This is a genomic window from Haemophilus sp. HMSC61B11 (genome assembly GCF_001838615.1).
In the GTDB taxonomy this organism is placed as follows: Bacteria; Pseudomonadota; Gammaproteobacteria; order Enterobacterales; family Pasteurellaceae; genus Haemophilus_D; species Haemophilus_D parainfluenzae_AD.
The window spans coordinates 210,969-223,934 of record NZ_KV838003.1 but is presented as its reverse complement, the minus strand read 5'-3'; the positions used below and the strand labels follow the sequence as shown (position 1 = coordinate 223,934).

Sequence of the window (12,966 nt, the reverse complement as noted above, 5' to 3'; positions counted from 1 at the left end):
GCTGCTCTACCGACTGAGCTAACGACCCACATCATTTCGTAACAGGTGCGTATATTACCGATTTTATTTTTTGACGCAAGAAAAATCTGAAGAAATTGTGTTAATTGTGTGAATACTCATCAATTTCTGACAATATCTTAGAACAAATAAAAAGGAGAGTATTTCTACTCTCCCTTCTTCTAAGAATCAAAATTCTCTAAAAATATTAGTATGCTAACACTGCACGACGGTTTTTAGAGTATGCCGCTTCATCGTGACCTAACACTGCAGGTTTTTCTTCACCGTAAGAAACAGTTGATACTTTACCAGCATCAACACCTTTACCAGCTAAGAAACCTTTAACTGCATCAGCACGACGTTGACCTAAAGCGATGTTGTACTCTGGAGTACCACGTTCGTCAGTGTTACCTTCAACAACAACTTTAGAAGCTGGAGTTGCATTTAAGTATGCAGCGTGAGCATCTAAGATTTGAACGTATTCACCTTCGATGTTGAATTTGTCGAAACCGAAGTAAACGGTGTTGTAACGTTGTTGAAGATCTTCAACAGAGTAACCACCGAAAGTTTGACCGTTGTTAGCACCGTTGCCTGCTGCATCGTTGTTTGATGAGCTACATGCCGCTAATGCAGCTACTGAACCAGCAACTAATAATGATTTAACAAATTTGTTCATTAGATTTCTCCTCAATGAGTTTTTTTATTTAGTCAAGTATGGAGACCAAGCTGGAAATTTCACTTGGCCATTACTTCCTGGAAGACTCGCTTTAAAGCGACCATCTGCAGAAACTAATTGTAACACCTTTCCTAGCCCTTGTGTAGAGCTGTAAATAATCATGATACCGTTAGGAGAAATACTTGGGCTTTCACCTAAGAAAGATGTACTTAATACTTCAGAACTACCGCTGGTGAGATCTTGTTTCACCACGTTGTTATTACCGTTGATCATCACAAGAGTTTTACCATCACTACTGATTTGCGCACTACCGCGACCACCAACTGGTGATGCACCACCACCACTTGCGCTCATGCGATAAACTTGTGGCGAACCACTTCTATCTGAAGTAAAGAGAATTGAGCTACCATCTGGAGACCATGATGGTTCTGTATTATTACCCGCACCGCGAGTTAATTGAGTAGGTGTACCACCATTTGAGCCCATTACATAGATGTTTAATAAACCATCTTGTGAAGAAGCAAATGCGAGTTTAGAACCGTCCGGAGAGAATGCTGGCGCACCGTTATGTCCAGGGAAAGAAGCAACTACTTTACGAGAACCTGAACCTAAGTCTTGTACAACAAGTTGAGATTTTTTGTTCTCAAAAGAGACGTATGCTAAACGTTTACCATCTGGAGACCAAGCTGGAGACATAATTGGTTGTGAGCTACGATTTACGATAAATTGGTTGTAGCCATCATAATCTGCTACACGAACTTCATAAGGTTGTGAGCCACCATTTTTTTGCACTACGTAAGCGATACGGGTTCTGAATGCACCACGAATACCGGTTAATTTTTCGAATACTTCATCACTCACGGTATGTGCACCATAGCGTAACCATTTATTTGTCACTGTATAGCTATTTTGTGCAAGTACCGCACCAGGTGTACCTGATGCACCTACAGTATCAACTAATTGGTAAGAAATGTTATAACCGCTACCAGTTGATGTCACTTGACCCACCACAACGGCATCAATACCTAAAGCAGTCCAAGCCTCTGGTTTCACTTCTGCTGCAGTCGTTGGTTGTTGTGGCATTTGGCTTACTGGAATAGGGTTAAATTTACCACTATTACGTAAATCATCTGCAACGATTTGACCAATATTTTCAGGTGCAGAACCTGCAAAAGGAACAACTGCGATAGGACGAGCGCCATCAACCCCTTCATCAATCACAATTCGAACTTCATCTTCTGCCATTGCTGTGCTTGCAAGTGCAAACATCACCACAAATAGCCCCATAACACGTTTGATCAATTTCATTTAATCACCTTATTTTAACGTTGTTACTTTCCTAAAACCAATTATCGAGCATTGATATCAAAATCGATAGTCGGCGCTTTATATTTCTCATAAATAGCATCAGATGGTGCTGCTGGAACTTTTTTCGTTCTCGCTACCGCACTTAATGCTGCAGTACAAATATCATCAGGTCCTGAAACGCGTTGGTAGCCTAAAATCGTACCATCTCGACCGAGTTGAATTTTAATGCTACAAACTTTACCAGCAAAGTTTGGGTCTTTTAAGAAACGGCGTTGAATTTCACGTTTAATGACACCTGCATATTGGTCACCAACTTTACCACCATCTCCAGCACCTAGTCCTGCACCACTACCTTGTGTACCGCCTTTATTTGCATTACCACCTTTAGATGCACTGCCACCACCGACATCTCCGCCGTTCATGAAGTCATCTAAAGCCGCTTGATCTGCTTTACGTTTTGCTGCGTCAGCTTTTGCTTTCGCATCAGCCTTCGCTTTGGCTTCTGCATCCGCTTTAGCTTTTGCTTCAGCCTTCGCTTTCGCCTCTGCATCTGCTTTCGCTTTTGCGTCAGCCTCAGCTTTTGCTTTAGCCTTAGCATCCGCCTCAGCTTTCGCTTTAGCATCTGCTTCTGCCTTGGCCTTCGCTTTTGCTTCAGCATCGGCTTTCGCTTTTGCCTCAGCCTTCGCTTTAGCATCGGCTTCAGCTTTTTCTTTGGCTTTTTGAGCTTCGGCTTGTGCTTTAGCTTTTGCCTCTTCCTCAGCCTGTTTAGCTGCTGCCGCTAAACGTTTCGCTTCTGCATCAGCTTTTAACTTCGCTGCTTCAGCAGCTTGTTTTGCTTTCGCTTCTTCAGCTTGTTTCTGCTTTTCTAACGCCTCTTGACGAGCAAGTTCTTGTTGCTGTTTTTGCTTTTCAATTTCTTGCTGCTTTTGTTTTTCAAGTTCTTTTTGACGTTGAATTTCCTGCTGACGCTTAATCTCTTCTTGTTTCGCAATTTCTTGCTGATTTGGTTCAGGTTCAGGCTCTGGTTTTTTCTCTTCGACTACAGGTTCTGGTTTTTTCTGTTTATCAGTTTGACCTTTTTTCTGTTGTTGAATACGTCCCCATTCCTGCGCTGCGCTGCCAGTATCGACCATCACAGCTCCCATGGCATCACCTTCACCTTCTCCACCACCCATTATTTCAACGGTTTGATAAAGAGAGCTCCAAATCAACAAACCAAACAATGCAAGGTGCATCGCAATAGAGATGACAAACTCATTTGCACGTTTTTTTCGTCGATTATTCTGCACGGTTTTACCTACTTATCTTAAATTGGGTTGGTCATTAAACCCACAGACTTAATGCCGGCAAGATGTAGTAAATTCAGTGCTTTAATCACTTCTTCATAAGGTACATCTTTTGCTCCGCCCACTAAGAACATTGTGTTATTGTCTTTATCAAATTCTTGTTTTGATAATTGGGTTACCATTTCTTCGTTAAGTCCTTCTTGGCGTTGACCACCAATAGAAATCGAATACTGCCCTACACCTGCTACTTCTAAAATAACCGGTGTTTTATCTTCATTTGATACATTTTGACTTTGCACCGAATCAGGGAGTTCCACTTGAACGCTCTGACTGATAATCGGCGCGGTTGCCATAAAAATTAACACCAAAACTAAAAGAACATCGAGAAATGGCACGATGTTAATTTCAGATTTAATGTCTTTACGCTGACGACGAGCCATAATTTCCTCTAAAACTTCGCTAAAATCCACCGCACTTTTCGTCTGATTAATCAAGTGCAGTCAATTTTTCATTGATTTTTAATGGGGCGCTTTACCAAAAGCTTGACGATGTAAAATTGTGGTGAATTCATCAATGAAGTTACCATAATTTTGTTCAATCGCATTTACACGTAAGCTTAAACGGTTATATGCCATTACAGCTGGAATCGCCGCAAACAAACCGATTGCGGTTGCGATCAAGGCTTCTGCGATACCTGGAGCAACCATTTGTAATGTTGCTTGTTTTGCACCACTTAATGCCATAAATGCGTGCATGATCCCCCAAACGGTACCAAATAAACCGATATATGGACTTACAGAAGCCACTGTTGCTAAGAAAGGTACACGGCTTTCAAGCGCTTCTACTTCACGATTCATCGCAAGGTTCATTGCACGAGTCGTACCTTTGATGATCGCTTCTGGAGCATCTGCATTCACTTGTTTTAAGCGAGAGAATTCTTTAAAGCCGACAAAGAAAATTTGTTCGCTACCCGTTAATACTTCACGACGATTAGATAAACCATCATAAAGTTTATTTAAATCTTCACCAGACCAGAAACGATCTTCAAAAGTATTCGCTTCTTTTAACGCACTCGTCAAAATACGGCTACGTTGAATGATGATTGCCCAAGAAATAATTGAGAACGAAATCAAGATCACAATTACAAGTTGAACAACGATACTCGCTTTTAGAAAAAGATCTAAAAAGTTCAATTCTGCAGTCATTGCATACTCCGAAAAGTTATTTACTTTAAAAATGCCGCTTTTAATTCTTCAGGAATTGCGACAGGTTTCATTTTGCCTAGATCAACACAGGCTACCTTTACAGTAGCCTTCGATAACACCACTGCCTCACGAACTAACCGCTGTTCAAAGAGAATTGTTGCTCCTTTCGCTGCCGTTATTTCCGTTTCGACAATAAGATAATCATCCAATTTTGCCGGAATACAATAGTCAATAGACATGGTTTTGACCACAAAAGCTAACTGTTGTTCCTGCAATAATGATTGTTGGGAAAAATTAAGCGTTCTTAAATATTCAGTTCGCGCACGCTCAAAGAAATGTAAGTAACGTGCGTGATACACTACTCCGCCTGCATCCGTGTCCTCATAATAGACACGAACCGGAAAGGTAAAACATTGGTTATTCAAAATAATGCTCAAATTATTAGCCATAACAAGCCGCTTATTTTAGAACCTGTTCATTAGATGTGCAAGCGCCAAATAACAATATTTATCTAGAGTTTCTATAGTAACCAATGCTGAACAATGGCAATTATTGTGGTGAAATAACCAATAAATGGCAAGAAAACAAGCTGCCATATTGCTCGGCGAATTTCAAATCCGATACCGTGAATCCACAAATTAATCAATCCCCAAAAAATCACAAGAATCCAAGCGGGATGTGCAGTACGAAGTGCGGTCGAAAATTGATTTAAATTTAAAAAGAAAGCCGCGGTCAAAAATAACGCCAAAATAAACGAAAGGGTTCGCAAGGAACCCTTATTACTTAATTGATAGAGCGAATTAATCATCATTACTCGTCAAATTTACCTGACTTTTCTTTACCAATGGTTAATTTAGCACTCACCATAATTGCAGCCAACACACCCACTACCCAAATTACATATAACATATTGTTTCTCCTTAGTATAATGAGTTTTTGTTGTCTTCAACAAAGCTTTCATCCAAGCGACCAAACATTTTGTAGTATGACCAAATGGTGTAAAGCAATGAGATGGAAACAAATACTAATGCCAAGTAGAACATTAAAGTTAATGTTAATTCACTTGACGTTGCATCCCACATTAACAAGCTTTGTTCTGGATGAGTACTTGAAGGCATTACAAATGGGAACATTGATACTGCCGCAGTAATAATCACACCTGCCATTGTTAATACAGAGAAGAAGAACGCAAAACCACAACGATTTGCTTTAGATGCAACCACATTTAATAATGCACCTACCACAGCTAATACTGGGAATGCCCATAAAGCTGGATTTTCATTGAAGTTTTTGAACCATGCACCTGCTTCAACTGCCACTTCTTTACCTGAAGCTGGCGCTGATGCTGCAAAGTGATCGATAGTGCTAGTTACAACATAACCTTCTTTGAAAGAAAGCCACACACCGGCAAGTATAAAAGTAATTAATGTTACTAATGCACCAATTTGTGTAATCGCTCTTGCACGATCACGCAATGCTGCAGTGGTTTTCATTTGTAACCAGTTTGCACCGTGAGTCACTAACATTGCAAGGCTTAACACACCACAAAGTAATGCAAATGGGTTTAATAATGCAAAGAAAGAACCGGTGTAAGTTGCTTGTGAAAGCTCATTTAATTCAAATGGCACACCTTGTAATAAATTACCAAATGCCACACCGAATACTAATGCAGGCACAAAACCCCCCGCAAACAAGCCCCAATCCCACATCGCACGCCATGTTGGATTATCAATTTTCGCACGATATTCAAAACCAATTGGACGGAAGAATAACGCAGCTAACACAAGGAATAAGGCAATATAGAAACCTGAAAACGCTACAGAATAAACAATCGGCCATGCCGCAAAGATTGCACCACCAGCAGTTAATAACCAAACTTGGTTACCATCCCAGTGTGGAGCAATAGAGTTAATCATAATACGTCTTTCTACTTCTTTCTTACCTGCTACTGGTAAAAGTGCGGTTACGCCCATATCGAATCCATCTGTTACAGAGAAGCCGATAAGCAATACGATAACTAGCACCCACCAAATAATACGTAGAATTTCATAATCAAGCATAATTCATCTCCTGCTTATTTAGATGATTGCTCAAAATAGTATTTGCCGGTTTTCAATGCACTCGGACCTAAACGTGCATATTTAAACATCAAATACATTTCCGCAATAATGAAGAAGAAGTAAAGTACACAAATTAAACCGATAGAGAACCATAGGTCACCTACACTCAAGTTAGAAGCAGACACACCTACCGGTAATACTTCATAAATCGCCCACGGTTGACGACCAAATTCAGCTAAGAACCAACCAAATTCAATCGCTAAGATTGGCAATGGGATACCCCAAAGCAATGCTTTAAGTAATAAGCGAGAGGAAGTCACTTTGTTACGTAAATTTTGAACAAATGCACCAAAGGTCAGTAAAATAATTAAACCGCCTGCTGCTAACATACCACGGAACGCCCAGAAGTTAGGACCTACGTTTGGAATAGTATCACGTGCTGCTTGTTTAATTTGTTCATCCGTTGCATCTACAACTTTATCTGTGTAACGTTTTAATAATAAACCGAAACCTAAATCACCTTTAACTTCATCAAATTTTGCTTTAGTTTCTGGATTTACTTGGCCTGCTGATTTTTTCTCTGCTTTTAATTGTGTGAATAAATCATAAGCAACCATACCGTTACGAACACGGCCTTCATTTTTTGCTTGAATTTCTTTCAAACCAACGATTTCAGTGTCTAAAGAACGCGTTGCAATTAAACCACCTAAATATGGGATTTCAATCGCAAAATCATTTTTCATTTCTGCAGTATTTGGAATCGCCACTGGGTGGAATGGGGCTGGTGCAGGATGAGTTTCAAACTCCGCTTCCATTGCAGCTAATTTCACAGGTTGTGCTTTACCGATGTCGTAACCTGATTCATCACCCATAATTAATACTGCTGATGCTGCGATAAAGCCAAAGGTTGCTGCTACAGAGAATGAACGTTTAGCAAAACCAATATCACGGCCTTTTAATAAATAGAATGCACTAATACCTAATACAAACATAGCACCAGTTGAATAACCTGCTGTTAATGTATGTAAGAATTTACTTTGCGCAACTGGGTTTAACCAAAGATCTAAGAAGCTGGTCATCTCCATACGAACGGTTTCAAAGTTAAATTCTGCTGCTACTGGATGTTGCATCCAACCATTTGCCACTAAAATCCACATTGCAGAAAGGTTTGAACCAAAGGCTACGCAGTAAGTTGCGAGTAAGTGTTTACCTTTAGTTAAACGATCCCAACCAAAGAAGAATAGACCCACGAAAGTGGATTCTAAGAAGAATGCAAGTAATGCTTCGATCGCTAATGGCGCACCGAAAATATCACCTACATAGTGAGAATAATAAGACCAGTTTGTCCCGAATTGGAACTCCATGATAATACCGGTCGTTACCCCTAGAGCAAAGTTAATACCAAATAACTTACCCCAGAATTTAGTCATATCTTTATATACTTCTTTGCCCGTTTTAACATAAATGGTTTCCATGATCACAAGAACGAAAGATAAACCTAATGTTAATGGTACAAAAATGAAGTGATATAACGCAGTTAACGCAAACTGCAAGCGTGAGAGATCAACAACGTCTAACATCTCAACTCCTTGTATAAATCTACAAGATTTTCACTTTATGATTACCAAGGATAATCCCAAATAATCACCCCAAACTACTCAACAAAAGTCGTTAAGAAACATTGAATTATTTACGTAATAATTGCCTTTTCTATTCTCAAAACAGAATGCAGTAACCGATTACAATATAAACATTCAAAATTTTGCCATATTCTACTACTATTTATGCGGATAAAAAATAGAAAAAACCGTTATATTGATCACATTTTTTGATATAAGTTACAAAATACCCTATTTTGCATAACAATGACAAAATTGATCCACATCAAATTCTGTATTTTTTGCTCAAAATGGAAAAATTTATCTATCACAAGGAAACTTTATTTAAAAAAAATGGACAAAATAATCACTAGACAGGGCTGCAAGATTTTGCTATTTTTTAGCCTAATAATATTTGGAGAGATTTGTAGGGATTTACAATGAAAAAAATTTGCGTAATTTTGACTGCACTTTTCGGTTCTATGGCATTATCTGCCACCGCAGCACCTCTTACAGAAAACAAAGCTGCTCTTCCACAACAATGTACACAGTTATTTAAAGAAACAGAAAATTTGATTGCTCAAGCAGAAAAACAGCCTGGCACTCATACTCAAGTAGGTAAAATCAAAAGTAAACTTAATCAAAGCAAACAGCAAATTCTCGAGATGGAATTAGCGACTCAACAAAAAAGCTGTGATGTGGGTTTAGCAAGATTAAATAGCATGAAGAGCTATACTGAAGGAACTAACTAAGCAGGTTTCAAAAAGAAAGGACATATTGATATCAATATGTCCTTTTTTCTATCTCTTATTCTGACGGCTTCTGAAGTCCGAAGTGTCGATAAGTTAACGAGGTCGCAATTCGGCCTCGAGGCGTACGCTGTAAAAATCCTTGTTGAATCAAGTAAGGTTCTAAAACATCCTCGATAGTGTCTCGTTCTTCACCTATTGCTGCAGCCAAGTTATCTAACCCAACTGGTCCACCATCAAAACGTTCAATCACTGCGGTAAGCAATTTTCTATCTAAGTAATCAAAGCCCGCATCATCTACATCTAACATTGAAAGCGCTTGTTTCGCAATATCTGCCGAAATAATGCCATCATTACGCACATCAGCAAAATCTCGAACGCGACGCAATAAACGGTTTGCAATACGAGGGGTGCCACGTGAACGACGAGCCACTTCAAAAGCGGCTTTATCTTCTAATTCCAGATTTAAGCAAGAGGCACTTCTTGTCACAATAGAAGTTAAATCTTCAACGGAATAAAATTCTAAACGCTGAACAATACCAAAACGATCACGTAGTGGCGAAGTTAAAGAACCCGCTCGAGTTGTTGCACCAATTAATGTGAAAGGTGGTAAATCCAATTTAATTGAACGTGCCGCTGGTCCTTCGCCGATCATAATATCTAGCTGATAATCTTCCATTGCGGGATAAAGCACTTCTTCAATCGCAGGAGAAAGACGGTGAATTTCATCAATAAACAACACATCATGGGGTTCAAGATTTGTCAGCATTGCTGCCAAATCGCCGGCTTTTTCAAGCACAGGCCCCGATGTTGTGCGAATATTCACACCCATTTCATTTGCCACAATATTAGCTAGCGTCGTTTTTCCTAAACCTGGAGGGCCGAAGATCAAAAGATGATCTAAGGCATCTTGACGCAATTTTGCCGCCTTAATAAAAATATCCATTTGCTCTCGCACTTGCGGCTGTCCCACATAATCAGCTAAAAGCTTTGGACGAATCGCACGATCGATAACATCTTCATCCATCTTTGCCTGACTGCTAATAATTCTATCTGCTTCGATCATATCTGTTTAATCTTTATAATGCGGCTTTTAAGGCTTCGCGAATTAATTGCTCACTGCTTAAATCCGCTTTAGCGACTTTTTTCACCATTTTTTCAGCATCGGTTGGTTTATAGCCTAACGCAACCAATGCAGCAACCGCTTCATCAGCTGAGCTCTCCACTTGACGTAATTCTGAAGTTGAAGGAATATGCTTGCTCTCCACAAAGAAATCACTTTGGCGAACATCTTTAAACTTCCCTTTTAACTCTACCAATAAGCGTTCAGCCGTTTTCTTGCCCACACCAGGAATTTTAACTAATTTCGACAGTTCTTCTCGTTCAATAGCGTAAGCAAACTGCTCTACTGACATTGCAGATAAAATTGCGAGTGCCAATTTAGGACCAACACCATTGGTTTTAATTAATTCACGGAATAAAGTGCGGTCAGTTTTTTGGGCGAATCCAAAAAGAAGATGAGCATCTTCACGCACAACAAGATGGGTAAATAAAGTAGTTTCTTGCCCGATTTCAGGTAAGTCATAAAAACTGGTCATTGGTAACAATAATTCGTAACCGACGCCTTGAACATCAAGCAAAATTTCAGGAGGTTGTTTTTCTAATAAGATGCCTTTTAAACGACCGATCATAAGATTTCCATGTAAAAAAATTTTGCATAGAATAAGATAAAACTGGATATTAATCCAGTTAAATTTTTAATCTAAATCGACCTCGGCTGTATCTTGTTTTTAAAAGTGCGGTCATTTTTTCATGTGTTTCTGTGGTTTTGACCGAGCCAGCAATATGCAAGGAATGTTGAATGGTATGAGCATGAGTGATGGCAATGGCTAAAGCATCTGCCGCATCAGCTTGTGGTTTATCTGAGAGCTTCAAAATTCGTGTCACCATATCTTGTACTTGAACTTTATCTGCAGAACCAATCCCTACGACAGTCTGTTTCACCAAACGAGCGGCATATTCAAATACAGGTAAATCATGGTTCACTGCCGCCACAATTGCCGTACCACGCGCTTGCCCCAGTTTTAAAGCTGAGTCCGCATTTTTAGCCATAAACACTTGTTCAATGGCAAACATATCTGGCTGAAATTGCGTGATGATTTCAGTCACACCGGCATAAATTCGTTTTAAGCGTGTAGGTAAATCCTCTACCTGCGTGCGGATTGCTCCACTGCCTAGATATTCTAAATGGCGACCATTTTGTCGAATCACACCATAGCCCGTTACACGAGAACCTGGGTCAATGCCTAAAATAATACTCATAAATTCTCAAAAATAAACGGCCGGTCAATGCCGGCCGTTTTTAGCGTTAATTATTGGTTTGCTTTTGCAGTTGCTTTTGCATCTACATCACAGTTTTTCACAACAATTTTATCTGTTTTTTTGCCTTTGATTAAAAGATTTACTGGTGCGACAGAATCAAATTTATCTAAAGTCAAACCACTATCTACGTTCCAAACATATTTGCCTGAAGTAAATGAAGTGAAGTCTTTTTGAGCTGCATCACGAGCGAAATCTTTCGCAATAACTTTATCTCCGACCATCACCATTGCCGCTGTTGGCTCTTGGTTTTCGAATTGGTAAACCGCAGTTACGGTTTTCTTGTTACAAGTATAAACTACTGTTTTATCCGTTACAGTAGGTGCTGCAGCTTGCTCTGCTTTGTTTTCCATTTTTGGTGCATCACTTGCACAAGCTGATAAAACAACAAGAGCGGCCATTGCAGGTAATACTTTAGCTAATTTCATTCTAAATCTCCTTAAAATTACAGCTGAGCTGCAACTTCATCACTAATTTCACCGTTATGATATACGTTTTGTACATCGTCACAGTCTTCTAACATGTCAATTAAACGCAACAATTTAGGCGCAGTTTCAAGATCAAGATCAACTGTTGTTGATGGAATCATTGTCACTTCTGCGTTATCAATTTTAAATCCTGCTGCTTCGATTGCATCACGCACAGAACCTAAATCTTCCCACGCAGTATAGATTTCGAATGAACCATCATCTTGTGGTTGAACATCATCTGCACCGGCTTCAATTGCCGCCTCCATTAACGCATCTTCTTCACCTTGGCTAATTAAAATCAAGCCTTTTTTGCTGAATAAGTAGCCCACAGAACCTTCAGTCCCTAAGTTACCACCACATTTAGTGAAACTTGGACGAACCTGTGAGATGGTTCGGTTTGCGTTGTCACTTAGACACTCAACCATCACAGCAGTTCCACCCGGACCATAACCTTCGTAAATTCTTGTTTCCATATTGGTGTCATCACCACCGCCCACACCGCGTTCAATCGCACGGTTAATGGTGTCACGAGTCATGTTGCTCGATAAGGCTTTATCTACTGCTGCACGTAAACGCGGGTTTGCACTGACATCACCGCCACCAATTTTTGCAGCAGTGACTAATTCACGAATTAATTTTGTAAAAATTTTACCGCGTTGCGCATCTTGTGCTGCTTTACGGTGTTTAATATTTGCCCACTTACTATGGCCTGCCATGTTGTTTTCCTTCTTATCTTAAAAACATTTTTAAATTAAATCCTCTTATATTGAGGAAAGCCGTTCATCAAATATTTTTTGATAGCCTCGGCATTATTCGGCGATTTTGTCATTTGGATCGCTTGTTCAGGGAAAACCCATTGATATGCCAAATGCTCACTTAATATCGGCTCAAATTCCTGCTCAACTGTCAATAAAAACCAATGTTCATGACAATGAGTCACATTCGGTGCGTATTTATAGCGGAAATGCGGGAAAATTTCAAATTCTATGCTCTCTTTGCAATCAAAAAGTGCGGTCGAATTTTCTTCTATTTTTAATCCTATTTCTTCCCAAACTTCTCGAATTGCTGTTTCTCTTGGTGTTTCATTGGTTTCCAATGTCCCCGTAACAGATTGCCAAAAAGTAGAATCGTCTTGACGTTGAAGCATAAGAACACGATTCGTGCTTTCCGCATAAATTACCACGAGAACCGATTGATTATTTTTATATTTCAAGCTCGTCATCTACATAATTGAGAAT

17 protein-coding genes are annotated in these 12,966 nt (G+C 39.6%); 1 reads left to right on the top strand and 16 read right to left on the bottom strand.

Translation table 11 applies throughout. The features are described from left to right. Positions 1-205: 205 nt before the first annotated feature. From pal to HMPREF3263_RS10185, 10 genes are all read right to left on the bottom strand, one after another. Complete coding sequence (gene pal, locus HMPREF3263_RS10225; RefSeq protein ID WP_005696669.1) at positions 206-673, bottom strand: peptidoglycan-associated lipoprotein Pal; 468 nt, start codon at positions 671-673, stop codon at positions 206-208. Between the two features lie 24 nt (positions 674-697). After that, the gene (tolB, locus tag HMPREF3263_RS10220) at positions 698-1,981 is read right to left on the bottom strand and encodes a Tol-Pal system beta propeller repeat protein TolB (RefSeq protein ID WP_005697106.1); all 1,284 of its coding nucleotides are present in this window, start codon (positions 1,979-1,981) and stop codon (positions 698-700) included. 41 nt (positions 1,982-2,022) lie between these two features. Continuing rightward, positions 2,023-3,270, bottom strand: a complete 1,248-nt coding sequence (gene tolA, locus HMPREF3263_RS10215) for a cell envelope integrity protein TolA (protein ID WP_005697141.1) — start codon at positions 3,268-3,270, stop codon at positions 2,023-2,025. 17 nt (positions 3,271-3,287) lie between these two features. Further along, positions 3,288-3,707, bottom strand: coding sequence for a colicin uptake protein TolR (tolR, locus tag HMPREF3263_RS10210; protein ID WP_032803822.1), 420 nt, complete (start codon positions 3,705-3,707; stop codon positions 3,288-3,290). A gap of 78 nt (positions 3,708-3,785) precedes the next feature. Next, the gene (gene tolQ, locus HMPREF3263_RS10205; RefSeq protein WP_005696675.1) at positions 3,786-4,472 is read right to left on the bottom strand and encodes a protein TolQ; all 687 of its coding nucleotides are present in this window, start codon (positions 4,470-4,472) and stop codon (positions 3,786-3,788) included. 20 nt (positions 4,473-4,492) lie between these two features. Continuing rightward, positions 4,493-4,921 (bottom strand): tol-pal system-associated acyl-CoA thioesterase, encoded by a 429-nt coding sequence (ybgC, locus tag HMPREF3263_RS10200; RefSeq protein ID WP_176747779.1) that lies wholly within the window; start codon positions 4,919-4,921, stop codon positions 4,493-4,495. Between the two features lie 71 nt (positions 4,922-4,992). Further along, positions 4,993-5,280: a cyd operon protein YbgE gene (gene ybgE / locus HMPREF3263_RS10195; RefSeq protein ID WP_049368048.1), complete on the bottom strand. Its 288-nt coding sequence runs from the start codon at positions 5,278-5,280 to the stop codon at positions 4,993-4,995. Between the two features lie 2 nt (positions 5,281-5,282). Further along, complete coding sequence (locus HMPREF3263_RS10720; protein WP_111406655.1) at positions 5,283-5,381, bottom strand: cytochrome bd oxidase small subunit, CydX/CbdX family; 99 nt, start codon at positions 5,379-5,381, stop codon at positions 5,283-5,285. An 11-nt stretch (positions 5,382-5,392) separates the two neighbouring features. Then, positions 5,393-6,532: a cytochrome d ubiquinol oxidase subunit II gene (cydB, locus tag HMPREF3263_RS10190; protein ID WP_049368009.1), complete on the bottom strand. Its 1,140-nt coding sequence runs from the start codon at positions 6,530-6,532 to the stop codon at positions 5,393-5,395. 14 nt (positions 6,533-6,546) lie between these two features. Then, complete coding sequence (locus HMPREF3263_RS10185; protein ID WP_014064908.1) at positions 6,547-8,112, bottom strand: cytochrome ubiquinol oxidase subunit I; 1,566 nt, start codon at positions 8,110-8,112, stop codon at positions 6,547-6,549. 458 nt (positions 8,113-8,570) lie between these two features. On the opposite strand from HMPREF3263_RS10185, the gene HMPREF3263_RS10180 reads away from it, so the two are divergent. Next, positions 8,571-8,882, top strand: a complete 312-nt coding sequence (locus HMPREF3263_RS10180) for a DUF5339 domain-containing protein (protein WP_049368010.1) — start codon at positions 8,571-8,573, stop codon at positions 8,880-8,882. Between the two features lie 55 nt (positions 8,883-8,937). Here the strand turns inward: HMPREF3263_RS10180 and ruvB are convergent, their stop codons facing one another. Genes ruvB through nudB form a run of 6 tightly spaced genes read right to left on the bottom strand, consistent with a single transcriptional unit; the run spans position 8,938 to position 12,950 of the window. Beyond that, positions 8,938-9,945 (bottom strand): Holliday junction branch migration DNA helicase RuvB, encoded by a 1,008-nt coding sequence (gene ruvB / locus HMPREF3263_RS10175; RefSeq protein WP_041918230.1) that lies wholly within the window; start codon positions 9,943-9,945, stop codon positions 8,938-8,940. A gap of 13 nt (positions 9,946-9,958) precedes the next feature. Beyond that, the gene (gene ruvA / locus HMPREF3263_RS10170; RefSeq protein ID WP_070853273.1) at positions 9,959-10,570 is read right to left on the bottom strand and encodes a Holliday junction branch migration protein RuvA; all 612 of its coding nucleotides are present in this window, start codon (positions 10,568-10,570) and stop codon (positions 9,959-9,961) included. 58 nt (positions 10,571-10,628) lie between these two features. Next, a complete protein-coding gene (gene ruvC, locus HMPREF3263_RS10165) occupies positions 10,629-11,201 on the bottom strand; it encodes a crossover junction endodeoxyribonuclease RuvC (protein WP_005697069.1) in 573 nt (190 codons plus the stop codon). A 50-nt stretch (positions 11,202-11,251) separates the two neighbouring features. Further along, positions 11,252-11,686: a hypothetical protein gene (locus HMPREF3263_RS10160; protein ID WP_005697082.1), complete on the bottom strand. Its 435-nt coding sequence runs from the start codon at positions 11,684-11,686 to the stop codon at positions 11,252-11,254. A gap of 17 nt (positions 11,687-11,703) precedes the next feature. Then, positions 11,704-12,444, bottom strand: a complete 741-nt coding sequence (locus HMPREF3263_RS10155; RefSeq protein ID WP_005697071.1) for a YebC/PmpR family DNA-binding transcriptional regulator — start codon at positions 12,442-12,444, stop codon at positions 11,704-11,706. Positions 12,445-12,479: 35 nt separating this feature from the next. After that, positions 12,480-12,950, bottom strand: a complete 471-nt coding sequence (gene nudB / locus HMPREF3263_RS10150; protein WP_005697081.1) for a dihydroneopterin triphosphate diphosphatase — start codon at positions 12,948-12,950, stop codon at positions 12,480-12,482. Between the last annotated feature and the right edge of the window lie 16 nt (positions 12,951-12,966).

Coding starts and splice junctions, on each gene's coding strand:
- ybgC (WP_176747779.1), bottom strand. CDS start 4,921: ATGGCTAATAATTTGAGCATTATTTTGAATAACCAATGTTTTACCTTT.
- cydB (WP_049368009.1), bottom strand. CDS start 6,532: ATGCTTGATTATGAAATTCTACGTATTATTTGGTGGGTGCTAGTTATC.
- pal (WP_005696669.1), bottom strand. CDS start 673: ATGAACAAATTTGTTAAATCATTATTAGTTGCTGGTTCAGTAGCTGCA.
- ruvC (WP_005697069.1), bottom strand. CDS start 11,201: ATGAGTATTATTTTAGGCATTGACCCAGGTTCTCGTGTAACGGGCTAT.
- HMPREF3263_RS10180 (WP_049368010.1), top strand. CDS start 8,571: ATGAAAAAAATTTGCGTAATTTTGACTGCACTTTTCGGTTCTATGGCA.
- ruvB (WP_041918230.1), bottom strand. CDS start 9,945: ATGATCGAAGCAGATAGAATTATTAGCAGTCAGGCAAAGATGGATGAA.
- tolB (WP_005697106.1), bottom strand. CDS start 1,981: ATGAAATTGATCAAACGTGTTATGGGGCTATTTGTGGTGATGTTTGCA.
- ruvA (WP_070853273.1), bottom strand. CDS start 10,570: ATGATCGGTCGTTTAAAAGGCATCTTATTAGAAAAACAACCTCCTGAA.
- HMPREF3263_RS10155 (WP_005697071.1), bottom strand. CDS start 12,444: ATGGCAGGCCATAGTAAGTGGGCAAATATTAAACACCGTAAAGCAGCA.
- HMPREF3263_RS10185 (WP_014064908.1), bottom strand. CDS start 8,112: ATGTTAGACGTTGTTGATCTCTCACGCTTGCAGTTTGCGTTAACTGCG.
- tolR (WP_032803822.1), bottom strand. CDS start 3,707: ATGGCTCGTCGTCAGCGTAAAGACATTAAATCTGAAATTAACATCGTG.
- HMPREF3263_RS10160 (WP_005697082.1), bottom strand. CDS start 11,686: ATGAAATTAGCTAAAGTATTACCTGCAATGGCCGCTCTTGTTGTTTTA.
- ybgE (WP_049368048.1), bottom strand. CDS start 5,280: ATGATTAATTCGCTCTATCAATTAAGTAATAAGGGTTCCTTGCGAACC.
- HMPREF3263_RS10720 (WP_111406655.1), bottom strand. CDS start 5,381: ATGTTATATGTAATTTGGGTAGTGGGTGTGTTGGCTGCAATTATGGTG.
- tolQ (WP_005696675.1), bottom strand. CDS start 4,472: ATGACTGCAGAATTGAACTTTTTAGATCTTTTTCTAAAAGCGAGTATC.
- nudB (WP_005697081.1), bottom strand. CDS start 12,950: ATGACGAGCTTGAAATATAAAAATAATCAATCGGTTCTCGTGGTAATT.